At 53.9% G+C, this 26,291-nt stretch carries 24 protein-coding genes and 1 tRNA gene; 16 read left to right on the top strand and 9 right to left on the bottom strand.

Translation table 11 applies throughout. The annotated features are described in order from the left end of the window. Nucleotides 1-89: 89 nt before the first annotated feature. Both Q8902_01100 and Q8902_01095 read right to left on the bottom strand, forming a co-directional pair. Nucleotides 90-1,565: a T9SS type A sorting domain-containing protein gene (locus Q8902_01100; GenBank protein MDP4198151.1), complete on the bottom strand. Its 1,476-nt coding sequence runs from the start codon at nucleotides 1,563-1,565 to the stop codon at nucleotides 90-92. Further along, nucleotides 1,562-2,251 carry an RNA polymerase sigma factor gene (locus tag Q8902_01095; GenBank protein MDP4198150.1) on the bottom strand — a complete coding sequence of 230 codons (690 nt, stop codon included), beginning with the start codon at nucleotides 2,249-2,251 and terminating at the stop codon, nucleotides 1,562-1,564. Before Q8902_01095 ends, Q8902_01100 begins: the two co-directional genes overlap by 4 nt. Nucleotides 2,252-2,390: 139 nt before the next feature. Here Q8902_01095 and Q8902_01090 point away from each other — a divergent pair, with 139 nt between their 5' ends. The 11 genes from Q8902_01090 (at nucleotide 2,391) to Q8902_01040 (ending at nucleotide 10,646) form a co-directional block, all read left to right on the top strand. Further along, complete coding sequence (locus Q8902_01090) at nucleotides 2,391-3,230, top strand: hypothetical protein (protein MDP4198149.1); 840 nt, start codon at nucleotides 2,391-2,393, stop codon at nucleotides 3,228-3,230. Nucleotides 3,231-3,462: 232 nt separating this feature from the next. Beyond that, a complete protein-coding gene (locus Q8902_01085) occupies nucleotides 3,463-4,623 on the top strand; it encodes an ABC transporter substrate-binding protein (protein MDP4198148.1) in 1,161 nt (386 codons plus the stop codon). A gap of 75 nt (nucleotides 4,624-4,698) precedes the next feature. Beyond that, nucleotides 4,699-5,604 carry a branched-chain amino acid ABC transporter permease gene (locus Q8902_01080; GenBank protein MDP4198147.1) on the top strand — a complete coding sequence of 302 codons (906 nt, stop codon included), beginning with the start codon at nucleotides 4,699-4,701 and terminating at the stop codon, nucleotides 5,602-5,604. Between the two features lie 125 nt (nucleotides 5,605-5,729). Continuing rightward, nucleotides 5,730-6,716, top strand: a complete 987-nt coding sequence (locus Q8902_01075; GenBank protein MDP4198146.1) for a branched-chain amino acid ABC transporter permease — start codon at nucleotides 5,730-5,732, stop codon at nucleotides 6,714-6,716. 3 nt (nucleotides 6,717-6,719) lie between these two features. Then, complete coding sequence (locus Q8902_01070; GenBank protein MDP4198145.1) at nucleotides 6,720-7,223, top strand: HIT domain-containing protein; 504 nt, start codon at nucleotides 6,720-6,722, stop codon at nucleotides 7,221-7,223. A 77-nt stretch (nucleotides 7,224-7,300) separates the two neighbouring features. Next, the gene (locus Q8902_01065) at nucleotides 7,301-8,116 is read left to right on the top strand and encodes a hypothetical protein (protein ID MDP4198144.1); all 816 of its coding nucleotides are present in this window, start codon (nucleotides 7,301-7,303) and stop codon (nucleotides 8,114-8,116) included. Then, nucleotides 8,113-8,337 (top strand): hypothetical protein, encoded by a 225-nt coding sequence (locus Q8902_01060; protein MDP4198143.1) that lies wholly within the window; start codon nucleotides 8,113-8,115, stop codon nucleotides 8,335-8,337. Before Q8902_01065 ends, Q8902_01060 begins: the two co-directional genes overlap by 4 nt. A gap of 173 nt (nucleotides 8,338-8,510) precedes the next feature. Further along, complete coding sequence (locus Q8902_01055) at nucleotides 8,511-8,888, top strand: helix-turn-helix transcriptional regulator (protein ID MDP4198142.1); 378 nt, start codon at nucleotides 8,511-8,513, stop codon at nucleotides 8,886-8,888. Nucleotides 8,889-9,042: 154 nt separating this feature from the next. Then, entirely contained in the window at nucleotides 9,043-9,597 is a 555-nt protein-coding gene (locus Q8902_01050) for a hypothetical protein (protein ID MDP4198141.1), read from the top strand. 176 nt (nucleotides 9,598-9,773) lie between these two features. Then, on the top strand, nucleotides 9,774-10,148 hold the full coding sequence (locus tag Q8902_01045; GenBank protein ID MDP4198140.1) for a response regulator: 375 nt from the start codon (nucleotides 9,774-9,776) through the stop codon (nucleotides 10,146-10,148). Nucleotides 10,149-10,160: 12 nt separating this feature from the next. Beyond that, a complete protein-coding gene (locus Q8902_01040) occupies nucleotides 10,161-10,646 on the top strand; it encodes a GNAT family N-acetyltransferase (GenBank protein ID MDP4198139.1) in 486 nt (161 codons plus the stop codon). Between the two features lie 289 nt (nucleotides 10,647-10,935). Here Q8902_01040 and rseP read toward each other — a convergent pair whose 3' ends face one another. From rseP to Q8902_01025, 3 genes are all read right to left on the bottom strand, one after another. Beyond that, nucleotides 10,936-12,363: an RIP metalloprotease RseP gene (rseP, locus tag Q8902_01035; GenBank protein ID MDP4198138.1), complete on the bottom strand. Its 1,428-nt coding sequence runs from the start codon at nucleotides 12,361-12,363 to the stop codon at nucleotides 10,936-10,938. 168 nt (nucleotides 12,364-12,531) lie between these two features. Continuing rightward, nucleotides 12,532-13,719 carry a 1-deoxy-D-xylulose-5-phosphate reductoisomerase gene (locus Q8902_01030; protein MDP4198137.1) on the bottom strand — a complete coding sequence of 396 codons (1,188 nt, stop codon included), beginning with the start codon at nucleotides 13,717-13,719 and terminating at the stop codon, nucleotides 12,532-12,534. Between the two features lie 199 nt (nucleotides 13,720-13,918). After that, nucleotides 13,919-15,145: a PP2C family protein-serine/threonine phosphatase gene (locus tag Q8902_01025; GenBank protein ID MDP4198136.1), complete on the bottom strand. Its 1,227-nt coding sequence runs from the start codon at nucleotides 15,143-15,145 to the stop codon at nucleotides 13,919-13,921. 62 nt (nucleotides 15,146-15,207) lie between these two features. On the opposite strand from Q8902_01025, the gene Q8902_01020 reads away from it, so the two are divergent. Then, on the top strand, nucleotides 15,208-16,632 hold the full coding sequence (locus tag Q8902_01020; protein MDP4198135.1) for a hypothetical protein: 1,425 nt from the start codon (nucleotides 15,208-15,210) through the stop codon (nucleotides 16,630-16,632). A 51-nt stretch (nucleotides 16,633-16,683) separates the two neighbouring features. Here Q8902_01020 and Q8902_01015 read toward each other — a convergent pair. The 3 genes from Q8902_01015 to Q8902_01005 form a co-directional block, all read right to left on the bottom strand. Then, nucleotides 16,684-16,756, bottom strand: a tRNA-Gly gene (locus tag Q8902_01015). Continuing rightward, the gene (locus Q8902_01010; protein MDP4198134.1) at nucleotides 16,747-18,147 is read right to left on the bottom strand and encodes a DUF2851 family protein; all 1,401 of its coding nucleotides are present in this window, start codon (nucleotides 18,145-18,147) and stop codon (nucleotides 16,747-16,749) included. Before Q8902_01010 ends, Q8902_01015 begins: the two co-directional genes overlap by 10 nt. Before the next feature lie 32 nt (nucleotides 18,148-18,179). Further along, the gene (locus Q8902_01005; protein ID MDP4198133.1) at nucleotides 18,180-20,246 is read right to left on the bottom strand and encodes a prolyl oligopeptidase family serine peptidase; all 2,067 of its coding nucleotides are present in this window, start codon (nucleotides 20,244-20,246) and stop codon (nucleotides 18,180-18,182) included. Nucleotides 20,247-20,407: 161 nt separating this feature from the next. Here Q8902_01005 and Q8902_01000 point away from each other — a divergent pair, with 161 nt between their 5' ends. Genes Q8902_01000 through Q8902_00990 form a run of 3 tightly spaced genes read left to right on the top strand, consistent with a single transcriptional unit; the run spans nucleotide 20,408 to nucleotide 24,604 of the window. Then, on the top strand, nucleotides 20,408-22,792 hold the full coding sequence (locus Q8902_01000) for an ATP-dependent DNA helicase RecG (GenBank protein ID MDP4198132.1): 2,385 nt from the start codon (nucleotides 20,408-20,410) through the stop codon (nucleotides 22,790-22,792). 48 nt (nucleotides 22,793-22,840) lie between these two features. Beyond that, nucleotides 22,841-23,803, top strand: coding sequence for a hypothetical protein (locus tag Q8902_00995; protein ID MDP4198131.1), 963 nt, complete (start codon nucleotides 22,841-22,843; stop codon nucleotides 23,801-23,803). Nucleotides 23,804-23,854: 51 nt separating this feature from the next. Beyond that, nucleotides 23,855-24,604: a hypothetical protein gene (locus Q8902_00990; GenBank protein MDP4198130.1), complete on the top strand. Its 750-nt coding sequence runs from the start codon at nucleotides 23,855-23,857 to the stop codon at nucleotides 24,602-24,604. Nucleotides 24,605-24,622: 18 nt separating this feature from the next. On the opposite strand, the gene Q8902_00985 is transcribed toward Q8902_00990, so the two are convergent. Continuing rightward, nucleotides 24,623-25,696 carry a hypothetical protein gene (locus Q8902_00985; protein ID MDP4198129.1) on the bottom strand — a complete coding sequence of 358 codons (1,074 nt, stop codon included), beginning with the start codon at nucleotides 25,694-25,696 and terminating at the stop codon, nucleotides 24,623-24,625. Nucleotides 25,697-25,925: 229 nt separating this feature from the next. On the opposite strand from Q8902_00985, the gene Q8902_00980 reads away from it, so the two are divergent. Further along, nucleotides 25,926-26,258 carry a hypothetical protein gene (locus Q8902_00980; GenBank protein ID MDP4198128.1) on the top strand — a complete coding sequence of 111 codons (333 nt, stop codon included), beginning with the start codon at nucleotides 25,926-25,928 and terminating at the stop codon, nucleotides 26,256-26,258. Nucleotides 26,259-26,291: the final 33 nt, after the last annotated feature.

Raw genomic sequence — 26,291 nt, 5'->3', positions numbered from 1 at the left:
CCTGGGCTAATGACCACAATTGTCTTGGTGTGTAGCCCAGGGTGGAGCGTAGCGGAACCCTGGGAATCCCGTCGCACTGTATTTGCGACCTACTTATTCAGTACAATCCGCTCGATGCTCTGCTCGCCATCCTTTGTCGAGGTGACGAGAAGATAGACTCCCGCTTCAAGCTTCGAAAGATCGAGCGAGAGATCGCCAGTGCCGGAGGCTGTGCCGGCATCGATCAGCTTTTGTCCGAGTAGATTGTAGACGCCGAACTCGGCTTCTTTGCCGCCATCGATCGTGTAGTGTACTTTTGCCGCGCCGCTCGTGGGGTTTGGGAAGATCGAGAGCGTGAAGTGTGGCTGCCGGGAAGTCGCAACGTGCGTGTTCTCTGATACACTCAATTCTTGTGATGCGGCCTCTTTCACCAGATTTGTAATGTCAGCGGTCGGCTCGTACCAGAAGATCAGGTCGTTCACGTGGTCGGGATTGTTCGCGTTATGGATGTGGATCGGGATGAGGCGATTGATCGCATCCGAGTTGTCGATGAATGCGTTGTATTCCGTGTCCACAGGGTCAGGTGCGTCGAAGACCTTGTTTGGCTTGTTCATGCGCTTCACAAAAGAATTCGTAAAGTCGTTGCCCGAAGTATCGCGGGGCCCATTCTGAGGGTTAAGAACAACTTTCATCGACCCCTCAGACTGGCGTGACGCGTGGTTCGGGTTAAGCAACTGATTCGCCACCTGCGTGGAATAGATGCTGTCATCATCAAAGACAGGGATCACATCATAGGTCCCACTTGGTCCGATAAAACTTTTTAGTGTCTCCGTATGAAATCGACCCCTGTTTAGAGCAAAGCTGCTTCGAAACGAGAAGAGACGCTTCGTCCCATTTGTCGCTGTGATTAACTTTGGCGGAGACGGAAGAATGTGAAGCTCAGGCAGAGCGTTCGCTGTCAATCGAGGGGCATGTGCCAACAAATGGATTCGCAATCCCCAGGTAGGCGGCAAGCCATAGTGGTTAACATAACCTGTGTCTCCATCTATTGCAAGACTATCCTTGGTATAAAAATCAATATCGCCATTGTCTTTTAGCACGACGCCGAGTTGCGCTAACTGCTCTGGCGCGAGTTCGACCGGATGAATTGCCACTGCTGGCAGCGGTGGGATCGGTGGTGTTGCTGGCAAGGGTGGCAGCGGCGGCAACGCGGGAAGCGCTGAAGAATCGGCAAACGCGAATCGTAGGGTTTTTCGCACGACTCGCGTTGGTGTCTTTGCCGAAGTGGTATCGATCGCGGCGAACGATTGTGCCTTCGGCGATTGGATATTCGAAGAATTCTGCGTTTGATGCGGCTGAAGCGCCAGAATCCCGATCGTGATAATCCCTGCTACTGTCATGGCTGTGATCCCAAGTTTACGTGGAGAGGAGAGCAGCCGCTGGAATAGCTTCTGCCCGATTGTCCTTGGTACACTACGCATGGGATGCTCGGCGAGCAGGCGTTCGGCATCGCGCTCGGACACAAATTCCGGCACGGCCTCATTGCGTGAGGCTTTGAAAAGATCGTTGAGAGAGTTGTCGCTCATAATTTTTCCTTTGCCTGAAATGCCAACCGGGCATGATAGCTGCCGTTGCCGTTAGTGCTGAGACCATTGGTGCTGACAGGAGCGAACGCCGTGACAGATTGTACGGCGTCATCCTCAACTCCGAGCAGCTTCCCGAGCCGTTTGCGGCCCCGGGAGACCCGAGTCTTCACCGCCGAGAGCGACGCAGATTGCGCCTCCGCTACTTCTGCCAGACTCAGCCCCACGATCTCGCTCATGACAATGGCTTCGCGCTGCTCTTTGGGCAACCGTGCGAGCGCGGCATAAAGCTGCGCGGTATCGGCTCCGGCGTCAGGTGCGCTCGTTTCAGCGTGATGGTTCGCATGCTCTTTAGCGAGCGGCAGCCAGATCGCGCGTCGCTTTTGCTCGTGCCGGTGGATGCGTAAGGCGATTGTGAATAGATAGCTGAGGAAAGCCTTGTGCTCCCTGACGCGCTCGAAACTCTCGAACGCCTTCAACACTGTCTCACTCACGAGGTCTTTGGCGGCCTCATGATCGCATACGCGTTTATCGCGGCACATCGCCAGCGCGAACCGGTTGAGCGCGGGAAGACACGGCCCGAGCAGCGCGAGAAATTCGCGCCGGGGCTCGCACCCATGGTGCGATGCATCGTCTTCCCTTACGGCATCATCCAGCGAGGATGCACCGTGCTCTTTTGTTAGGTCCATGCGTAAAGTGTACCGCGGTTACAATGGGTAAGAGGATCAAGCGGGGAAAAGGTGGCAGGGAAAGTCGGCTATTTTTCTTGAGTAAGTGTCGAAGTCAAAGACTCACCGATCTTGAAGGTCAATAATGAATCCTCACGGAATGAACACCAGAATTGAACGTTTCTTTCATTATATGATGTGGCGGTTTCTATCGGTTCTCTTTCTTACGGCGCTTCCTTGTACAGTTAAGGCGCAAACCGATAGCATCCTGGTCCAGGTAAGAACGCGAGCCATGGGGCTGTCTTACTCATACACTACAACGGTTACCCCTGCTGGAGCTGGAAGCGGTCATACGGTTTCAGGTGGTATCTCTCTGGATTTCGATGGCACCAGCAGACTCGCAAACGTGAATAGTGTTGCAGTTTCGGGAAAAGCGGGTACCAATGAGGGGTGCAGATTCACCATCGATCGATCATTACACCAATTTCGAAACGTTGTCTTCGGAAACAGCGATGTCAAGAACAATGGATTGAGCAGTGTGGGTGACGGTTATCAATTTACATTTGATTCAATACCCTTTGTCTTGGATTCGCAGTCGGGGATCATAACGACGCTCGGACATTATTCCGGTTTCATTTCGGCATGGGCGCAATATTCGGAGAAACATGCTAATGGTATGGAGCAGGGAGGATGGAGTTATCAGGGATATCTAGGCGACAGCATTTCAATTCAAGTAATACCGATTCCCTCAGCCTCGGTGATTCGTCAGGTGGTTAGCATTCTGGGTATTTCAAATGACGGTCCCGATTTGCTCAGGGTTTCTTTCCCGGAAACCCAATCACCAAAAACCTTCTTGATTATCAATGTCCTCGGACAAGCAATGAAGACCATGCCAATTCCTATTGGAGAAACAAGTCTTCAAGTTTCAGTCTTTTCGTTTCCTCGCGGGTGCTATTTCGCACGGCTTGATAATCAACTGCTGAAGTTCATGCGTGAGTAGGAGCGTAGCTTAGTCATCGGGGGGCTGGGCACTCGTTTGCTTCCTACGTGAACCGACAACTCTATAATATACGACAGTTCATATTTCTGCGCCCGTTTTAGCCGCCCAGGCCCGTTTCCGCCGTATATTTACAGGACTTTATATTGACCACCCCCTGCCCCCTCCGGCAACCGGAGGGGGTGGCCTTTGACTCGCAAGAATGACACTGAACCAGGTATCGGGACGATCTTTTGTGCGTTCACTCGCTTTGTTGTGCGCTTCGGGCGCGTTTATCCTTGGCTGTAAAACTACGGGCGGACCGGCGGGCGCGGAAATTCCGATCGGCGAATTTGCATCGCTGACAGGCGGCACGGCGACCTTCGGGCAGTCGGTCCACAACGGCGATGTGCTCGCTGTCGATGAAATTAATGCCGGTGGCGGCGTGCTCGGCAAGAAGCTGAACCTGCTGACCGAAGACGATCAGTCGAAGACGGAAGAGGCTGTCGCGAGCGTGCAAAAGCTGGTGAATGCGGATCACGTTGTCGCGCTGCTCGGAGAAGTTGCCTCGAGCCGCTCGATGGCCGGTGCACCAATCGCGCAGCAATCGCACGTGCCCATGATCACTCCGGCCTCGACGAACGAGGATGTGACCAAGAAAGGCGATTACGTTTTTCGCATTTGCTTTATCGATCCATTCCAGGGACAGACCATGGCCCGCTTTGCCTTGAACTCTCTTGGCAAAAAGCGCGCGGCGGTGCTCATCGATGTCAAACAGGATTATTCCGTCGGACTCGATGAAGCATTCAAGCATACGTTTTCCACGAGCGGCGGCACGATCGTCAGCGAGCAATCGTATTCGACCGGCGATAAGGATTTTCACGCGCCACTTACGAGCATCAAGGGCAATCAGCCCGATGTGATCTTTGTCCCGGGATATTATACGGAAGTCGCACTGATCGTTCGTCAGGCGCGCGAGCTTGGCATCGAGTGCCCGATCCTGGGCGGCGATGGATGGGATTCGCCGGAACTGACGAAAGGTTCTGAAAAGGAATTCGGCAACACGTTCTTCTCGAATCACTTTGCGACCGAGGATCCCGACTCGACGGTCCAGAACTTTGTGAAGAAGTACGAGGACAAGTATCATTCGATGCCAGATGCGATGGCCGCATTGGGCTACGATGCAGCGCGCATCCTTGTCGACGCGATGAAGCGGGCCGGCTCGACGGACTCCGCCGCACTCCGCAAAGCGATCGCCGAGACGAAGGACTTCCCCGGCGTGACAGGCCACATCACGATCGATCCGAACCGCAACGCCTCCAAGCCGATCACGATCATCAAGATCGTTGACGGCAAGTTCCATTTCGCGCAGCGGATTGGACCGCAAGGCGAGGCGCTGACCCCGTTCGCTCCGTGATCCTGGTGCGATTTTGTCATTCCCGCGGTCGCGGGAATGACAGATAGGGAATCTTCGTAATCCAAGAAAATACACGTGCAGCTTCTACAGCAACTCGTCAATGGTGTGAGTTTAGGCGCGATCTACGCGCTGATTGCGCTTGGGTACACGATGATTTATGGTGTGCTCCGGTTTATCAATTTCGCGCATGGTGATGTGTTTATGGTCGGCTCGTATGTCGGCTATTTTGCGGCCACAGTTTGGGTCTCCCATTTGTTTCCGGTCGGGACGCTGCCGAATACGATCCTCGTGTTCTTGCTTGCAATGGTGATCTGCGCGGCGCTCGGCGCAACGATCGAATTCCTCGCCTATCGTCCGCTCCGCAATCGACCCAAGCTCACGGTACTCATTACCGCAATCGGCGTATCGCTGTTTCTAGAATACACCGGCCAACTGGTGTTCGGCCCCAATCCTCGCGGGTTTCCGGCGATTATCAAGAACCACCCGATCGTGCATACGGCATCGGTCACAATCGATACGGTGGAAGTCGTCGTGATTGCTGTTTCACTGGCGCTGATGCTTGCGCTCCGCGTCGTCGTGATGAAGACAAAGATCGGTACTGCCATGCGGGCCGTGAGCTTTAATCAGCAGGCGGCGAGCCTGATGGGCATCAATATTTCGCGGGTGATCACGTTTACGTTTATCATTGGCAGCGCGCTTGCCGGAGCGGGTGGAGTGCTGTATGCGTCGCAGTATCCTTCGATCGAGCCGCTCATGGGTATTCTGCCGGGCCTCAAGGCGTTCGTCGCTGCGGTGCTCGGCGGGATCGGAAATATTCCCGGTGCGGCGCTCGGCGGCATGATCATCGGCCTCGTCGAGACGTTTGTCTCCGGCACCGGCGCTTCGACGTATCGAGATGCTATCGCTTTCGCAATCCTGATTGCAATATTGGTATTTCGGCCAAGTGGCTTACTCGGTAAACGCGAAATCGAAAAGGTCTAGATGGTAATGAGTAACGCGTAAGCCATGAAGGAATGGCGCATTACGCGAATCCATCCTGAGAAAAGGCAAAACATAACCCGACTTCCGCGCGTTACGCGTTACCCATTACGCGTTACGGATTCAAAATGAGATCCTACCCCGCCTTGCTCCTTGCTATTGCCGTCATCATCGGCGCGTCGTTCCTGACGCCGATGCTGAATACGTATATCCTTGGCAGGATTATGTATATCGGCATCATGATTTCGATGGCGGTGAGCTTGAACCTGATCAACGGATTCACGGGACAATTCTCGCTGGGTCATGCTGGTTTCATGGCGATCGGCGCATATACCTCCGCCGTCGTGACCACGTGGGCGAGCACGCACGGTGGCGCAATTGCGGTCGGTAACGATCCCGCCATGTTTCTCATCGCACTCTTGCTCGGCGGAGTGCTCGCTGCTGTCGCGGGTCTCGGTGTCGGTATTCCGAGTCTTCGATTGCGTGGTGACTATCTGGCGATCGTCACGCTCGGGTTCAACGAGATCATCCGGGTGCTGATTCAAAATTTAGATTTCAAAATTGCCGGTGTCGATTATATTGGTGGCGCGCGAGGCTTTAGCGTGCTGCCGCTGACCACCTTCGTGTGGGTCTTTATCACCGCGGCGATCGTGGTGTTTTGCGTCGAGAATCTGGTGAATTCCACCTACGGTCGTGGCTTCCTTGCGGTGCGCGATGATGAAGTCGCCGCCGAAGCGATGGGTGTGGATACGACCAAATTCAAAGTCCGCGCGTTCGTAACCGGAGCATTCTTCGCCGGCGTAGGCGGCGGACTGTTTGCGCATTCCAACTACAATATCACGCCACTGGATTTCACCTTCCTGACTTCGATCGACATTGTGGTCATCGTAATCCTCGGCGGGATGGGTTCAACCGTCGGGGTGATTCTGGCGGCCATTATTTTGACGACGCTTTCGGAATTGCTCCGCTCGGTGCCGCAATATCGCATGATCATCTATTCGCTGCTCCTCATTATTCTGATGATCACGCGACCGCAAGGGCTACTCGGTCCAAAGACGATGGACAAGTTATTCAAGCGCCGCAAAAAGCAAGATCTCTCTCCAATTGAAGCTTAGAGAATGGAACAGCTCTTCTCTCCGTGGCGCAGTCAGTATATTGCATCCTTCGCGAACGAGTCGAACGACGATGGATGCGTGCTCTGCGCTGCATACGAATCCAGGAATGACGAGGAGTCACTGATCCTGCACCGAGGTTCGGATGCATTTGTTATTATGAACCGGTATCCCTATAATAGCGGACACCTGATGATCGTCCCAGTGCGGCATACCTCGGATTTTCAGGCGCTCACGCGCGCGGAAGAACTCGAGTGCCTGGATCTGATCAAGGTATCGGAACAGGCACTGGCGGAGTTATCCAAGCCCCAAGGATTTAATATCGGCATGAATCTTGGGCGTGTGGCTGGAGCGGGAATCGACGATCACCTTCACTGGCATATCGTCCCGCGCTGGAATGGCGATACGAATTTCTTTCCGGTGCTTGCCGACGTAAAAGTTGTAAGCGAAGATATGCACGCCCAGTGGCGGCGATTACGAGACCTGTTTTCCAAGGCAAAGCTACAGTGATTCCGAAGAAACCGGACGAATGGCAGTAACTTTGTACGCATTCGAGAGTTCTTATCAGTAGTGGTTATTTAACGGCAATGAAACTACCTATCTCGATTCTTCTCCTTTTTGCAGTGGTTTGCGGTACTTCTCTGCAATCGCGGGCGCAGATGAAGCCACTCAAGCTCATCACATACGATTCACTCGCGACGGACTCGGTGAACACGAATGGCATCGATAACCCCAGTGACGTCATGGGGTTCAACTATCATTCGTATGTTGTGCTCGCTACGGCCGGCGACTGGGTGTTCGCGAAATTCTACCACGGCAGCGACACGGCAGTCACCTTCCAGGTTGGCTCCACGATCGAATTCTACTGGCAACGGTCCACAGGCGATTCTTCGCGCGCATGGTTCATCCTTCGTCACTATGCGGAGAACTGGTTCAATCCCGATGGACCGGGTGACACGGTCTATATTACCCAACCCGCGACCAATACCCTGCAAATGTATTCGATGCCCGTGCTTCACGCCGGCTTTAATACGGTCGAGATTCATCGAGATACGGCGTCTGCCGCACATCCGGTTTTTATCAATGCCATCGTGCTTAAACAGCATGGCACGCTGGATTCCGGCTCACATGCGACAGGTGGCGTCAGTGAGCCACTCGCATCCGGCAATAGCTTCGTCTGCTTCCCGAATCCATTTATTGCCTCCTCCGGAACGACCTTGCATCCAACTTCGAGCGACGCCCGCTCGACTTATATCGTGATGGACCTGTTGGGCCGCGAAGTGCAACGGATCTCCGCCGATGGCGACGTTCGTCTGCGGCTCGATGCTCCGGGGACTTACTTCGTCCGACGTCGCGTCGGTAGCGAGTGGGTGGATGCGCCGCTGAGAATATCCGCACAATGAGCGCCGAGCTACTCCGCGCGGTGCTTCCGCGGCTCGCACTGTCAGTGCTCTTTCTCGCGGGTTGCGTATTCGCGTATTTCGAAAGTGTTTATCTCGGCGATCAGGCGCGGATGATCGCCGACTCCCGGATTGAATTCTGGATGTGGGCATTCCGCCTCGTGGCGGCGGCTTCGTTGGTCATGGCGGTCGGCTTGGCCGCAACATTGGCAAGATTCTCATAGACTTTCCTCCCCCGAATTGGCGTGGATTTGTCCAATATTTCATAATTTCACTTCGTTTCTGTTCAAAAGCTGAACTTATATCTCTAATTGATGGTATATTTGTCCGAATAGCAAAAAAATAGCTATTTCTGGCTGAATGGATACATTCAGTTGAGCTTTTCTACCAAACGCTTATGCCACAAGAGACACAAGGCGAACGCCTTCGCCGCGCACGAGATGAGCGGGGACTCAAGCAAGGTTATGTCGCGAAAACCGCGAACATTACTCAGGCTCACCTAAGCCGCATCGAAAACGATGAGTCGGGAGTGACGGACCACACGCTCAAACGCATTGCCGTAGCGATCGGGGTGCCGTTCGAAGATCTCGTCGTGCGCAAAGATCCGACGAAGGATCCGGGGCCAAGTGTGATTACGATCGAGGACGCACTTTCGAGCGAAGCCTCGATGATCCGGTTCTTGAATGGCGAGCGACCGGATAAGGAAACACTCGACTGGGTCCGCCGCTCGCTTGCGGTTATCCGCTCTGAAGTTCGCCGACGAAAAGAGTGGTAAACCTGGATTACGCTGATTATTTTCTGATTAACATGATCGACGGTTTTTTTGCGATAGCAGACAGACTCCAATAGAAGGCCATCAGCGAAATCAGAAAATAACCAGCGTAATCCAGGTTTTGTGCGTATCTTAGAGTATTCTTTGATAGGCACCTATGCATCCTGCGCTCCTGACCCAGCGCGAATCGATCCTCTCGTTGGCCGATGAGATTCGCGCCTCCTTCGATCCGTTCGATATTGATTTCGCCGCGCTTGCGTCCGGCATTATTCTCATTCGCACCGATGGACCCGTCGGCAAAGATGCAGGCTTCGCGCATATCGAGTATGTGCTGCGTCCGGCCAGCATCGAAAGCATTGCGCATCCTGGAGAGTCGGTTCGTGTTTGGGGCGCGAGCCGAAAGATCGCAGTCCGCTCGATTGCCATAAACCGAAATGCAGGTCTGCCCGAAGGTGAAATCTTCTGGCATGAGTACTATCATCTCTTCTTTTCACCGCGCGGCATCCAGCACGGCGAACAATTCGTGCATCAGTATTCGACCGAAGGCGCACTGCACTTTCGCGAAGAGCGCCGCGCCGATGAGTTCGCCGCCGCCATGCTTGTGCCTTCGCTTGCCGGCTGCGAAACTATCAGCGATATTATGGAGCAGCATGCTGTGAGCGAACGACTCGCAAGTGTCGCGGCCAGAATCTGGCAGCATCACCAGCTCTAGCGTCGAGCAAACCGTGATGCGTGGCAAGCGATAGTTTTCCGCGTCGGCGAGTACAGCTCGCCAGTGCACGTTACTCCGGAACTCTGTTCACTCTCTTTGATTTGAGGTATAGCGCTTCTTCTTTTCTTAGCTTTGTTCTGGCTTTATAAACCCTGTTATGTGACGAGGCCTTTGCCATGTCTCCAAAAATTAGAATTCTCTATGTGGAGGACCACGCCGATACACTCCACACTATTAGTTATGCCCTTGCACGTCAGGGCTTTGAGGTTTTGAACGCCACGTCTGTCGCGAGTGGAATTACAGTTGGCATCGCCGAAGAATTCGATATTCTGGTTGCTGACATCATACTGCCGGATGGCGATGGATGGGATGTGCTCAAGACGCTTCGAGAAACCAAGTCCTTCCCGGCAATCGCATTAACGGGCCACAGTCAGGGACGCGCCGAGATCCTCGCGCATGGGTTCGACCTCTGTGTCCTCAAGCCTTTTCATATCTCCACGCTGGTTGCTGCGGTCATGGATTTGTTCAGGGCTTCGGAAAGTCAGCACTAGAAACCATCTTCAATGTTACGACCAATGCCTGCGATCACGATTCGCCCCGCCAGAAAAGAAGATTCCGCGCGGCTCGCGGAGTTCATCCATGGGCTTGCAGATTTTGTGGGGGATGAGTGCGTCGTGACACCGGAGGCGATCGAGCGGCATCTATTCAGTGAGCGTCCGGCTGCGGAAGCGTTGATTGCCGAGTACGATAGTAAGCCCGAGGGCTTCGCACTCTTTTTTCCGACGTTCTCCACATTCCAGGGTCGTCCGAGCCTGTATCTCGAAGATTTCTTTGTCAATCCCAAGATGCGTGGCAAGGGGGTTGGGCTTGCCATGCTGGTTCGCCTGGCGCAGATCACACAGGAACGCGGGTATTGCCGTCTCGACTGGGCCGTGCTCGACTGGAACACGCGAGCCGCCGATTTTTATAAGCGCCTCGGCGCCGAAGCCATCGAGGAATTTACGATGTATCGCCTGACCGAAGAGGCGCTGGCAACGCTTACTGCGTAGGCCGGTGAAAGTGCAGGGACGTGCCGCGCACGTCCATACGATTATTTGCAGAATTCATCCAAAAATTGCGATGCCGGATGGGTCGAACCTCGTTATATTAGGTGGAGGGGGTCCTCTTCGTCAATTACGAATTACGAATGGGCTCAATATGGGCCTATTGGCAATGGGAAAACAGATAACTACCTATGAGACACACCATAAGTCGTTCATGAAAAATTTCCCAAAACGTAATATAAAAATATATAGCGTGTCTGAGGGAATTGGCTAAGCCCAGTCAGCGGAATCTGGGTTAAAGGCTTCGGATATCGTTGATGACCATAAAGAGCATCAGCGAAAGGAGAATTGCCACTCCGACACGTTGGAATCCGAGTTTGAACCGCTGCGAGAGTTCGTGACCGATCACGGCTTCGACCAGAATGATGAGCAAGTGTCCACCATCGAGCGCGGGAATCGGCAGGACGTTCAGCATCGCGAGCGATAGCGACAGCAGCGCCATAAAGAGCACGAAGGACTCGAAGCCGCCCTGCGCGCTTTGGGATGCCAACTGTGCAATCTTGATCGGACCGCCAAGGGCATGAGAAACAGGCGTCTTTCCTGTGATGACCGTGCCGATCATTTTTACTGTGAGCGCGGCATACGTGGAAAGCTGAGTCCACCCAATTCCAGCGGCTTGCGGGATGGAATAATCGACGTGTTTGCGGGGCCCAGTGTAGGGGGCGCCCATCACTTGAATGCCAATCTTGCCGGTGGCATCCGGCGTGATAGTTGTCGACATTACCTGTCCTTCACGGCGCCACTCCAACGGAATCGGCTTCAGCGGATTGGCACTGATGTGCGCGATGAGCGATTCCGATCCAGCAACGGTGTCGCCCTCGATGTGGGTGATGACATCACCAGCTTTAAGTCCCGCATGTTCTGCAGGAGTGTTCTTCAGGACTTCGCCAATACTCGGTGGACCGTAGCCGATTGGTGTCAGTCCGAGAGCAATGGCAATATCATCTGGCGAAGCCATCTTCGCTGTGTGATACGCCACTTCGAACTCGCGACCATCACGTGTGTATGTGATCGCAAAATCCTTCCCGACATGCTGGAGAATGGCATCGCGGCCAATCTCTTCCCAGTTGTCGACCGGCTTGCCATCAATGGCGACAATTTTATCACCGGGCATGACACCGGCAGCTTTCGATTGCGAGGCATGATCGACCGAGCCAACGGTCGTGGTCATGCGCATGTCTTCACCAATTGCGAAGTTATGTCCGGCGAAAATGCCCCATGCCAGGAGCGTATTCATAATCACGCCGGCGAGAATGACGATCGTCTTCTGCCACCAGGGCTTCGCGCGGAATTCCCAGGGCTGAATTTCGGCGGGGAGTGCCTCGCTCTGAGTTTCATCGATCATGCCCTCGATTTTAGCATATCCGCCGATGGGCAATGCGGAAAGGCGGTAATCGGTATTGGCGGTGAGCTGAATTTCCGTTTCCGGACGGAGTCCTCCGAAGGTGAGTCCGTCGATCTTATTCCACCCAAAGACACGCTGGCCCATGCCGATGGAATAGATCGGTACCCGCATGCCAAAAATGCGGCCGGCGATAAAATGACCGAATTCGTGAACGCTAACAAGTACGAAAATCGTAATGACGAAATAGAGGATCGCGCTGAGCACGCTAAGCGTGGGCGCGAGCAGTGTTCCGATTTCGCCGAGGATGAAATGTTCCAAATGTTACGAAAGGTGACTAAACTAATGTCTGATTACATGTCAATACGAGGAGGGCGAAACCTGACGATCCCTCTCGGGGAAGCAAGAGTTCGGGTGAGCGTTTTCTACTCAATTGTCTCTCCTCGCAGCCACGGCATGTCCGTGCGCTACTAGATTATCGAAGCAGTGCTACGTTAGGACACTGAAAGTAGTTTCGATGAGTTCCAGCGCCATTCCACGGGTCCGCGCGTCACAGGCGAAAATACGCTCCAGAGCGAGATCGGCACTTGCGCCAGAAAGCGCATTGGCTGTCAGGCCATCGGCCATTGTAAGGGCAGCCTGGATGAGCACGGGAATATCGGCAAACCGCAGTTTCCCGTCCAGAAACGCCTGAACGGCGACTTCATTTGCGGCATTCAGGATACACGGGAATAACCCGCCTTGCTCACCTGCCGATCGCGCAAGCTTTAGCGATGGAAATCGCTCGGCGTCCGGCGGCTCGAACTCGAGTGGACCGCAAGTGGCAAGATCGAGTCGGTCGTAGGCAATTGGCAATCGGTCCGGGGCCCCGAGCGCGTATTGGATCGGCAGGCGCATATCCGGGCGGCCAAGCTGTGCTTTCATGCTGCCATCGACAAATTCGACGAACGAGTGAATGATCGATTGCGGATGCACCACGATATCGACCTTCGAGATCGGCACATCGAACAGCCAACGTGCTTCGATGACTTCGAGTCCCTTGTTCATCAGCGTTGCCGAGTCGATCGTGATCTTGCGACCCATGACCCAGTTCGGATGCCGCAAGGCTTCTGTGACCGTAACGGATTCCATGCGTTCACGCGACCACGTTCGAAACGGGCCACCACTGGCAGTTAAGATGATGCGATGAATGCTCTCGGGTGTTTCGCCAAGGAGACACTGATAGATTGCAGAATGCTCGGAGTCAATCGGAAGAATCTCGCTGCCGGTGCGTGCGGCCAGCGGTGTGATTACTTCGCCAGCCACAACGAGCGACTCTTTATTCGCCAGGCAAATCCGCTTGCCTTGCTTGATCGCTTCAACCGTTCCGGCGAGTCCCGCAAACCCGGAGAGCGCACCCACGAATGTGTCGTAATCGTTGCGAGCAGCGATCTCGCGCAAGCCTTCCGGACCTGCGAGAATTTCGCAGTTCGGACGCATCGCGCGCAGACGCTCAGCAGCAGCAGGATCTGCAACGGCTACGGCCTTCGGACGGAATTCCGCAATCTGTTCGGCCAGCAATTCAACCCGACTGTGCGCCGCAAGATATTGCATGTGAAATCGATCGGGGCTACGACGAACGACGTCGAGCGTGTTGACGCCGATGGAGCCAGTCGAGCCAAATAAGGAGAGAACCACGATTTCGCTGATTAAGGGGATTATGTGGACAGTCTATCGGATTGTGAATTCAGAGAACACGAGTTCGCTGAGGAATACGCCGTCAAAACAATTTTGGAATAGTGATGTAGATAAATCCTTAAGGATGACAACGTCCCGACAATTGTCTGCAGTTGGCAACCATGGTTGCTACATCCCCTTAAATCCGGGTAGTCATGGTTCAAACCCTAATTGCTAGAACCGTAATGTCATCTTCGATCGTAAGTTGTGGAGATGCAACGATTCGCTCGAGTGTCCGCTGCAAATCGCCACGCAGCGCCGGGTGTTGCAGCAGTTCTTCAACGCCTTTTGCACCCACGAACTCCCCACTATACCGGGCTTCGGAGAGCCCGTCGGTATAGAAGAAGAGCAGGGACCCTGACTCGAGTTTGTAGTTCCGAGATTCATACGGGAACGTCGCGATGATTCCAAGCGGAATACCAGTGCTTTCCATGCTGTGCACGGTGCCGTTCGGCATGGCAATCGCAGGATTCGGATGGCCGCACACGATGGACTCGATCTCATGAGCATCAACATCCAGCAGTGCAAACGCGGCGGTGATGAACCGCTCGGGTGCCGTGCTTTCGGTCATGAGCCGATTCAGTTCTTTGACGACGTCGACCAGACTGAGCTGTCCCTTTCGGAGCATTGCCGCCAGGGCACGGAGTGCGGCCTGTAAGTTCGACATCGTTAGTGCTGCTCCGATGCCCTTGCCGACTACATCCGCAACACAAATCAAAATGCGATTCTCGCCCAACTGGATAGCATCGTAGTAATCGCCGCCGACCCACTCCGAAGGTCGACTAACTGCCGCAAGTTCTGCACCTGAAAGTTGTGGCAGAGTCTGCGGCAAGAGAGACTGCTGAATCTCGCGGGCAAGACGCAGTTCGGATTCAATCCGCTCGCGCTCGACGGTAGCCTGTTTCTCGCGCTCGAATAGCAGCGCGTTCGTCAGGGCGATCGAAGTTAGTGTGGCAAGTGATGCGAGATAGGTTGCTTCGGATTCGTCACGCAGATTTGGGTTGATCGATTTTCCAAGTCCGAGAACACCAAGATAGCCTGCAGTATGGATCGTGTCAGTGCCATTCGCGCCTACCAGTGGCACGAGCGTATAGGGGCGGGTCTTGTCAGCGAGCATTCGATCGAAACCATCGCCATCCAATTGCTTTGGCAAATCCTCATTGCTGAACCCGGCAAGTGCGACACGCTTGAAATCGTGACCATCATGTTGTATCGCCAGGTACGCGAATGCCTCCTTGATCAGCGACGTCCCCATCACGGTGCGGAGTACGCTACGGACAATGCCCTCCAGCCCAAGATCGGGCGTCAGAGTCCGCGCGAATTCGAGCAACGATGAGAGCGCATAGCGCTCTTGTTGCAGTTCTGTGGCAAGATCTGTGGAACCCATGTTATATTCGAGGAGTAATAACCATTTACTGCGAAAGCAGTTCGTCGCTAATCCCTTGTCCTATGAATCGGACCCTCGTACTAGCCGCTTTCATCAGTTCCTTGTCCTCGCTTGCCTCCGCGCAAGATACCGCATGGCATCCAACCATAGAATTTGCCCTTTCAGGTGTTCTCCTGAAACACGCTCCGGCATATCCACCAATCTTAAACGCGAAAGCTATCCCCGCGGTGATCCCAGAACCGTATGGTCAGGGGCCATTCGGTCCAACGTATTATTATAATGCCACCGACGCACCGCTCTATCATGGGGCACAGGAACTCGATCTCTTCGCCAATGGGACGATCTTGCCGGGCATCCATCTTCTTGGTGATATCATCGCAGAGCATCGTGGGTCGTCGTACGGAGTTTATTCGACAAAGAATATTATCGTTTATCCACGAATCACGTTCGCGTTGGATACTTCTATATTAATTCTTGCGAACCACTTCGATTTTCACATCACCTCCGGCAATTTCACAAACCTCAGAGCACTCAATGGCCTCCTTCTCTACAATGTCGATGCAACAGGTACTATCGGACACTTGGGATGGCATTCGTTGCATCTCAATTACTACCACATGGGTGATATGTTCGAAGGCATTGGCCTGAACGCGAACGATGCCATCGATTATACTATAAGTATGGACGATGTGCCGATACCTGGCGGCTGGCGGTCTCGGGTTGAGGGAGGATTGTTCCGCTACGATAATATATGGCACAAGCAGACTTGGGATACGCGATTATTAGATACGGTTATCCGTGGCGATACGGAGGAGTTTATTCTGACTCATGCCACGCCGGTACCATTTGTCATGGGCAATACCGGCTGGACCCTTGCCACAGGTATCGCCAACGACAGTCTCCATTTATATTCTGAATATCGATATCGCAATCCCCTGTCGCCAGTTGGCACGCTTGTTTCGAAATCAGCATTGCTCGCTGGAGCGTCGGATCATTTCAAGTCCGAACGATTCTCGCTTCAAGCGTGCGCGGAATATCGCTACTATGGCGCACTCTTCAACGACAATTATATCAACGAGGACGTGAAGTATCGCAGTGGTGGGTACGGTGCCACGATTGGGCCATATCTCTACCCGCTCACGCAATTCTTCCGGCCATTCAGTCAGTGGGCGGTCTTCACCGAATATCAAGGCCGCGATGTTGCCGGTTATAACCTGCAACTCGACTCGAAGTGGTTCTTTTACGACAGGTTCGCGCTAAACACATCGCTCGATCTCAACCTGATCAAACCGGCAGAACTATCGGCAATTATTTATCCATTCTACAATGTCGGCTTCTCGTGGGAGCCTGCGAAGAATACGGGCCTTTTTGCCTCGGCAACAAATCGGGAAATGAACCTCGACAAACATTACCCGACTCTCTACTTACTGAAAGATCCTTCCTTACAGCTCGAGGTGCGGTTCAATTTCGATCAGTCCAGATACTAATGAAAAAGCCGCTCATTCGAGCGGCTTTCAAGCATGATTGCACATGCGCAGAGCGGGAGACGGGACTTGAACCCGCGACATCAACCTTGGCAAGGTTGCACTCTACCAACTGAGTTACTCCCGCGATATTTTGCCCTTGTTCCATCCCTTTTCAGAAAGGCGGTGGCCAACAGGGCACTCAGAACAGCGGGCCGTATCGCAGAAGTTTCGCTTCAGCAGCAGGGCGCCTTGTTCGGAGCGGACGTTCACAACGCCTTCGCCTTCGAGAAGTTCCTGGCGAATGACATTCAGATATTCGGCACTGCTCCGGGTACGTGATTCTCCCCATTGATTGCGCAGCCACTTTTCACTTGGGGATGTGGCGGTGGACGAAGCAGACTGCCTGCTTGCCCCCTTCTGTGACCGTGCCTGTGCAATTCTCGCAGGCAGCACCACATTCAGCCAAATCCCCGAGGAGCGCTCCTCGCCCAGAAGTGATTGTGCCTCCGTCAAGGGAGGTGTTGCGAAAGATGACCGTCGCTCCCAGAATGGACTGTCGCCAAGGGTCACAGTTGGACCACCTGCAAAGAAATCATCGCGGAAATCCCATTCTGGTCGACCAAAATATTTCTCCGCCAGCAACGCGGCAAGCGCAAGCCGTCGACGTGGACTGTTGGCCGGTCGAATCCGAAAAAATGCCCAGTCGTTTTCCGCAAGGGTTTCGGGCAAACTCAGCACGACCTGGAGCGTATGCCACCGAGACTGAAGGTCAAGAAGATATTCGTTCGCTTCTGCGTCGAATGCCTCGGAAGGCTTCGCGAGCAATCCGGCAGCACCGAAAAACAATGCTTCGTATGTAAGCCGCAGTTGCGGTAACGAATTAGCTCGCACGAACTGCAGGTGCTGGAGCGGCACGAGTGCCGAGAGCTCCCGAAACGGTATACGGTTTTGAGAATACCCGAGCGCGTCCATCGTGAGTTGATAGACGCGTTCGAGGATGGTAGATGTACTGATGATTTCGGAATCTTGCAGAGCCACGCGATCGATGAGTTCGTCCAATCGCGCCTCGCCAAAACTCTCGATCACCTTGCGCTTATAGCGCATTGGTACGATCAGGTTGTGCGGAAAGCAAGGCAGCTCCGGCGATCGATCATACATCTTTCGAAAGAGCGCATCCCACAGCGCAGTCTGGTCAAGCGCGAGATTGGACGCCAGCACGAGCGTCGGCACTGGCGGTCCGGCCTCGAGTTCTTCACCATTGAGTACAACATGCAACACGACATTGGAATACCGCGCATCGGTGTGATGCTTGTGCTCGTGCCAGCCGCTGGCATTGGTGTGGAGTTCTACATCACCCGCGATCGCAAGGCTGTCAATTGCGATCCGGGCACCGAGAAAGTCCGGTCCGCCGCGGTGCTCGTTCTCGCGGCCTATCTCGAGGATGGAGAGCGGCGAGCCATCGGCCAGCACGAGTGGCCGGACGAGAAATGCCTCGTGGTCTTTCCAAATCTCGCGCTGAAGATATTCCGGGATCATCTATTTGGAGGATGTATGGTTCTTGCTGGCCATCATGCTTTTGTGCAATTCATAGCATGAAAGAGGAACGCAAAATCATCAGCGGTCTGCCCGATGAGGCTCGAGAGAGGTGTACCAGCACCGTGACCGGCTTTTGTCGCGACCGAAATGAGAACAGGCGCCGACCCTGCCTGGCATTCCTGCAAGCGGGCTGTGAATTTGAATGAATGAGCAGGAACGACCCGGTCGTCATGGTCGGCAGTTCGAACGAGCGTGGCGGGATAGTTCACCCCGGGCTTGATATTGTGCAGCGGCGAATATCGATGAAGATATTCAAATTCATCAGGATTGGAGCTAACGCCATATTCATAGGCCCAGTCCCATCCTACGGTGAACAAATGATAGCGAAGCATGTCCAGCACACCAACAGATGGAAATGCAACGCGACAAATGTCAGGCCGTTGTGTCATGACGGCGCCGACCAACAAGCCACCGTTTGAACTTCCTTTAATTGCTAACCGATCGGGAGACGTGTATCCAGCTTGAAAGAGGTGCTCAGCGGCTGCGATGAAGTCATCGAACACATTCTGCTTCTTCCACTTCATACCGGCTTCATGCCATGCTGCTCCATACTCGCCACCCCCCCGAACATTTGCCTGTACGAAGATACCGCCCTGCTCGAGAAGGGCGATAATCGCAGAGCTGAAGACAGGCTTGAGGCTATTATTGAAGCCACCATATGCCCTCAGAATCGTTGGATTCTGACCGTCGAGCTTCAAGTCATTCCGATGGACCACGAACATGGGCACTCGCGTCCCATCGTTGCTTGTGGCAAAGATTTGTCTTGTTATGTAGTCATCGATGCCAAACGGCACATTAGGCTGCAGGAAGACGCGCGAAACATTGGCGGTGATGTCATACTCATAGATCGTCCGTGGTGTTGTGAAATTGGAGAACTCAAAGAGCACCGTCTCATCCCCTTTCCTACCATAGAATTCGGATATACTGCCAATCCCAGGAAGATCGACATCGTACAACAGTGTGCCATCGAGCGCGTATACAACGGCGTGATGCGATGCATCCTTCAAATAGGTCACAATGAGCTTGCCGCCTGCAACTCGTGCATCTTCGATGGCTTCGTCTCTGGCAGGTACGATCGTACGCCAGTTGGCGGGATCGCTGTCGGCTGGATCCGCAGCGACGATTTTTGAGGTTGGCGCTCCATGGTCCGTTAGGAGGATGATCTCGCCATCGACCTCTTCCAACGGGTTAAAGATGTGCCCCGGCTCCGTACAGTATGGCTCAAACGATGCACCCGGCATCCGCGAGTCCCGAACGTAGAGAAGATTTCCGAATGCCGTGCCTTGCCAAACGAGAAGAAACTGCAGCGTTTCATCTGCTGTGGCACTTACCAAAAGAACCTGCTCCGGTTTCGACGGATTCTCATACACCAGCATGTCATCGCACTGCTCGGTGCCGAGGCGGTGGTAAAGAATCTTTGGGCGTTGGGTCAGGCTGGTGACCAAACCCGTGAGGTCGGCTGGTGCGCGATCGTAAGCGCAATAGAAAAATCCATCACGATGCCATGCCGGTGGGCTGTAACGAACTCTCTCGATTCGATCTGGAAGGTCCCGACCGGTTACCAGATCCCTAACGAATATCTGAGTCCAGTCCGAACCTGAGTCTGATACGGCATAGGCCAAATAACGCTTGTCACGAGAATATGTAACCGACGCCAACGCTTTCGTCCCATCCTCCGAGAAGGTGTTCGGATCGAGACAAACGCTCGGCGCCGAATCTCGATCATTTTGGACACAGAGAACAGGCTGATTTTGAAGACCTTCATTACGCAGGAAGAAGTACCGGTCGCCGATCTTGCGAGGCTCGCTGTATCTTGGATAATTTAAGAGCTGCTCAATGCGTCGACGCAATGTATCGCGGCCAGGAATCGCCTCGAAGTAGGACTCCGAAAGTGCATTTTGCTCGCGTACCCAAGCGGCCACCTCTTCTGCGCTCTCAGCTTCAAGCCAGCGGTAGGGATCGTGGACGATTGTACCAAAGTAATCGTCATATTGCTCGGTCTTGCGGGTCTGGGGATACTGCATTGTGCCGGCGGTCATGCTTCAAAAACATCTAAGATGAACTCTAACCACAGGTTGCGTGCGTTGGGTTCGTCGTGCAAGAAACATCAGAGTAACACTGCACCCTCTCGCCCGCGCGCCTGTTATCGAAACACATGGTGGAGGCCGCGCAAGCAAACGCATCTCACAGTTCAGCCCGCATGGAGGACACGCCCGAGGCGGCGCTGACATGGGCTATCCAAAAGTCCAAACTCGGGCAAGTCGAAGGTGCGCAGCGCGGAAGCCTTGCCTTGCGTAAAGAGATGGCCGTGGCGCTTCGATCTGTTCCGCGGTTGGGCACCAAGAAGATCGACGCGTTGATCGAGGCGGGATTTGAAAGACTTGAAGACTTGGCCTTCCATTATCCCGGCCGCTATCTCGATGCACGCCAACTGGTGCCGCTGAAAGAGTTGCGCAAATATCTGATGAAGCCGGTCAGTGTGCGTGGCCGCGTGCTTGCTTCCTCTGTCATTCCGGGACGCCATCGCGCCCGCGCGGCAATTGCGTTGCAGGATGATTCCGGCGGTGTGTTGCAACTCGTGTTCTTCGATTATCCCGAATGGCGCGCGAAGATGTTTCAGAAGGGACAGCAGTATCTCGTTGCCGGTTACGTTGGCATGTTTAATAGCACGCTCCAAATCGTACAGCCTCCATTCGTCGAGCACCTGGAACACCCCGAAGAGTTTATCGAAGGGCAGATGCTTCCGCTCTATTATCTCTCGAGCGCACTACGTAAGTCCGGATTTCGCGACAAGCAATTTAGGGAGATTATCCACACGGCAGTCCAATATTGCGAGTCACAGGGCCACTTCAAGGAGATCTTGCCGCGCGAGATATTGGAGCGGGAGAACCTGATCGGCCGGCCCGATGCAATCATCGAGGTGCATCATCCACAAAGTCCTGACCGATTAGAGGACGCACGCCGAAGACTGAAGTATGAAGAAGTATTCTTCCTCCAGTTGCGGCTGGCCGTCGAGCGCCGTCGCGTGCGGAGTGCCGCGAAGTCGGTCTTGAAGATCGATGTGTCGCGATTGCTTTCCGCCCTCGATGGTCAACAGGTAATCGATCCGGGTCCCGCCGAGCAGCTTCTGGTAACGTTGCCCTATCAGTTGACAGGCGACCAGAAGCAATCACTGCGCGACATTCTGAATGATATGTCGAAATCCGGCGGGCGCAACTACCCGATGAACCGCCTGCTGCAAGGGGATGTCGGCAGCGGCAAGACGATCGTCGCACTGCTTGCAATGTTGGCCGCCATCGAGCAAGGCTATCAGTGTGCGTTCATGGCGCCCACCGAAGTGCTCGCGCAACAGCACTATGCAACGCTCACCAATCTGCTGAAGGATACATCCATCGAATGTGTACTCCTCGTTGGTGGACAGGGCGCGAAGCTTCGCAAGAGCACTCTGAACGCTATCGTGAGTGGCCAGGCACACATCGCAATCGGTACCCACGCGCTGATTGAAAAAGGTGTGCGCTTCGAGCATCTCGGATTTATCGTCACCGATGAACAGCACCGCTTCGGAGTCGCGCAGCGCAAAGCACTGATCGAAAAGGCCTTCCATGATCACAATGCCCGAGTGGCGGATGAAAGCACTGTACCTTCATCCCTTATTCCTCGTACTTCATCCCTGCCGCCTGTGACTCCCGATGTACTTATCATGTCCGCCACACCCATCCCACGCACGCTGGCGCTAACGCTATATGGCGATATGGCCGTGAGTACCATCCGCGAAATGCCAGCCGGACGGAAGCCGATCAAGACCATGCTCTTTTTCGAACATGATCACCCCAAGATTTATGAGGCGGCGAAGCGACGGATTCGCGAACGCAACGAGCAAGTCTTTATTGTCTACCCCCTGCGTGAGAAATCCGAGAAAGTCGATTCCGAGGCGGCGGAGAAAGCATATGAGGTCCTGCGACACGGTGAGTTCAAAGATGTCCGTGTGGGGCTGGTGCATGGCAAGATGTCCGGCGCGGACAAGCAAGATGCGATGGAGCGCTTCCGCGACCATGCCTTTGATGTGCTCGTGGCGACGACGGTAATCGAAGTCGGCGTGGATGTTCCAAATGCGACCGTGATGATTATCGAGCATGCCGAGCGTTTTGGTCTGGCACAGCTTCATCAGCTTCGCGGCCGCGTTGGCCGTGGGAGCGCAGACTCCGCTTGTGTGCTCGTCGCAAGCGAGAAGCTTTCACCCGACCAACATGAGGGTTCGATGGAGACCAGCGAGCAACTCGAGCAATCTTCGCTCGCGCTCGAACGACTCAATACGTTGGTCCGAACGTCGGATGGCTTCGAGATTGCGAAAGCTGATCTCGCGATCCGTGGGACCGGCGAGATTCTCGGCGTCAAGCAGTCGGGTAAAGTCATGTTGAAGATGGCAAACCTCACGACCGACATCGCTATCGTAGAGCAGACGCTTCGGGATGCCGATGCGCTCGTCCATGAGGATCCCGAGCTACGCGAAGTTGGGCACGCGGCCACGCGGAATGAATTTCTTCGCCTCTATCGGGATGCCGAATCCTATTTGCATGTTGGATAGTTCTATACGTGCTGTGATTCTTTGGCCCGGATCGCGTTAAACAATGCCATGCTCCTGTTGCGGTTGAAAAAGCCCCTGCTCATTTGTTTCGTGCTCTCGCTGGTAGCACTGGCGATCTTGCTCTGCTCGCCGCATCGGATTCGGTTGGCGGTCGGATCGTACGTATCCATCGATTCTCTGGAGGTCATGCGGGCAGGGCCGCTCGACAATGATGCCATGCGATTTCTTCCGGTCATATCTAATGAAATGTTTCCTCGGCAGGATGCCACTGATGCCATTGCCATTCTGACTGTGTTCGATCGCTCCCATCCGGCAGTCGTGGGCGATGCGTTGCCGATGTTGGACGATCCCGATAGTTGCTTGCGCGCGCTCCAGCAGTCACGAGCGATCCATTGCTATAATGTCGATATTGGCATTGCGCGACTGCTTGCGCGATTTGGTTTTTACACGCGCTTATGGGATTTGGCAGGTAGGGACGGACTTGGCGGCAATGGACACAATCTTATCGAAGTGTGGGATGCGCCGGCCCAGTCATGGCGAACAATCGACCCCTACTATCACTGTTACTACACCATCGGTGCGAGCGATACTCCCGCGGGCTTTGCGGCGCTAAGGCGCGCATTGGTGGCTGGGGATCCATCGGTGCGAGCCATTCGGTACTTCGAATATCCGAACGAGCGGACTCCCGTGCGCGTCGTTTCCGAACTTCGGTTGCTCGTGCCGTGCTCGATCCTGCATGCGAACAACGACTTTGCTTGGCGCTATGCCCATCGCTATGGAGGCCTCACGCCGCTTGCGCCACTCCTTGACCGGTTGCCACTCCGCGCCGCGCGAGGCGCGCGCACCATGATGCTTGGCGCGAGGGACGCGCGCTATATCGTACAGGATGCTTACAGCCCGCACTTCGAGTTTAGCCTGATCCATTGGAGTGCGCGTGTGCTGCTCGGCCTCGTTCTATTGAGTGGACTCCTATTGATCCTTACGGCGATTGCGCGGAAGCGGCGAAGATAAAACCCGCTGCCCGAAGAGAAACCTCGTCAGAGGAATGCTCGTTACTCACCCATGCGTAAATCGGTTATTGGTTTTTTCGTCCTTTTCATATTTCCTTCGATCGTTCTGGCTCAAGGCTCTGGCGGCGTATTTATTCAGCCGCAACAACCAATTCGGATTGCCTCCGATGAGGGAACTCTTGCATTCGAACGGCCCAAATTGGATTTTGCGCCTCAAAGCATTGGTATCGAAAACTGCGCGAATGTGTCTCTCACAAACACGACCGATCATCCCCGTCTGTTGACGCAGCTCCGCTCGATGGACCCGCGCCATTTTTCGATTTCATCTCCATCGGCCGAAATGCTGCCGATTACGGTCGGTGCTAATACAAGTTTTTATATCAACATCTGCTTCAAAGCCGAAGAAACGAAAGCATACGCCAGCAAGGTCATAGCAATTTTCCAAAGCGATACGGTGCTTCTCACGCTATCTGGCAAGGGTGTGACGCCGCCCGAGGTAATGAAGCTGCCGGATGACGCCGCCATCACCGCTGTCAAGTTCAAGAAGCATCAATGGACGTTTCAGTTCGGTCTGAAATCTCGAGCCTATGTGAAGCTGACTCTCGAAAATATGACCGGCAAAGTGGTTCGGACATTCCCGTTCGAAGAATTAAAAACGCCGGGATACTATGAAGTGCCGTTCAATGGCAAGTCCGATGCTGACAAGAAGCTCGAGAAAGGAATGTACGTTCTGCGTCTCGAAGCCACCGATCCATCAAATGGAAAGAAGATACATTCCTCAAAAGTGGTGACAATCAGGTAGACTGAAGGCGTTAAGCGCTTAGTTCGAACGCGGCAACAGCGCGATGTGAATGGTGTCCTGAAATTTCATATCTCGCGTCGCAAACCGATCGCAGGATTGTGATTCCGTTACCTCGGTCATGGTTCGTTCATTCACTGCTTGCTGTGCCATGTTGCCATGTGTGCTGGCATCCAGATAATTGAGGATGTCATCCGTTGTAGGCAACGGCTTTGACTTTGCATCGGTCGGCACGAGCAGCGATTGTGTCGCAAGACTCCGGAGCAACTTCGGCCAAAGAGCCGCAAATAGCGAGTGGCTCGAATAAATATCGCCGCCTATGATATGGCCGTCAAAGACATAGATCGAGCCGCACGTTGCCGGATGATCGGTAACGATCTGAAGCAAGTCGGCTTCGAACTGGCGACGTTCAGAGGCAAGCGAAGGATGTTCCAGTGTCAGTTCAAGACTCGTGGGCGAAGTATTACGAGTGACGCTATCTCTCAACGAGCGAGTCAGTCCGGATTGAACGATTTCGACGTCCTTCCAGATGGCCTCCTGAGCTGCATCGACAACCTGATGGAATTCCGGCAATGCACTGAGGGATGAGAAGAGTCGTGCCTGCTCGGGATCGGGCGCAGTCAGGCCATTGAGATGAGGAGTGAGAAGTTTGGCAGTAAGCTCATGTTCCGCTATCTGGCGAAGATGCGGGACCGGGGCGATTTCTGGTGAAGCACTAAATGTTTCGATCGGTTCGACACCGCGCTTCGTCGATCGGCCTTGCTCAACACAATAGACATGAAGTTCGCGGGATGTATCGTGAGCGGCAACAATCATGTCACTGGCAAGCATGCGGTCCTGTTGCCCTCCTTTGATGATCTCACCGGACTGGATGAACAAATCGGTATCGGAGCAATTCTCGATCCAGAGCGTCTGACTATTGTTCTCGTGGAGGATAACCCGCCCCGACCGCAATGCGGCATCGAGTGTAAGATAGTGTTGCTGCCCGCTTTCAGGTAATTCAATCAGGTACACCGCAAGGCGACCATGCTGGACCGGGCTGCGGACAACGAGCGAATCATCCGAAGCTCGAAGACTGAAGGGAATAAGCAGCATCCAGAAAAAAGCTAGCAGTTCCTTTCCAATTCGAGCCCGAAAAGACAAAGTGCCCATCATGAACCTTCAACCACAGTCAGAGTATTGAAGAATCCCATTCATGATTTCGCAAGGCTCAACCCTATTGTATAAATGAAAGATCAGGAGCTTTACAGACAGAGCGATTGGCGTTCCGTTTGCATCCAATGATCCAGCTTCCGGTTTCCAGTTGATCGAGAAGCGCAAGCACATGAAAGCCTACCAACTATCTCGAAACGGTCGCAAATATCCTCTGTTCATTTTGGATACCGGCGGGCTGTTCTTGACTACTCTCGAGGAATTCAAACGCTCCTATGGACTTCATCGGTTGGACAGCCGAGAAGCCAAAGACTATCTGAATATACTGACGGATAGCCGAATGAGTCTATCCAAAGATAGAACGCGCCTGGATTTGAAGTGCAATCCAATGACGGACGATCTTGCACTAATCTTCAGTGAGTGGCTGACAAAGAAACCCGGGTTCCGCGCGGTCCCGGACATTGCCAAGGGGATACCGATCGAGGAGTTTGAATTTCCGTTCTGAACCTGGATTACGCTGATGATGCGGATTGATTAT

This window comes from Bacteroidota bacterium, from assembly GCA_030706745.1.
GTDB lineage: Bacteria > Bacteroidota > Ignavibacteria > Palsa-1295 > Palsa-1295 > PALSA-1295.
The sequence above is the reverse complement of the archived record's forward strand: the minus strand, read 5'-3'. Positions and strand labels throughout refer to the sequence as shown.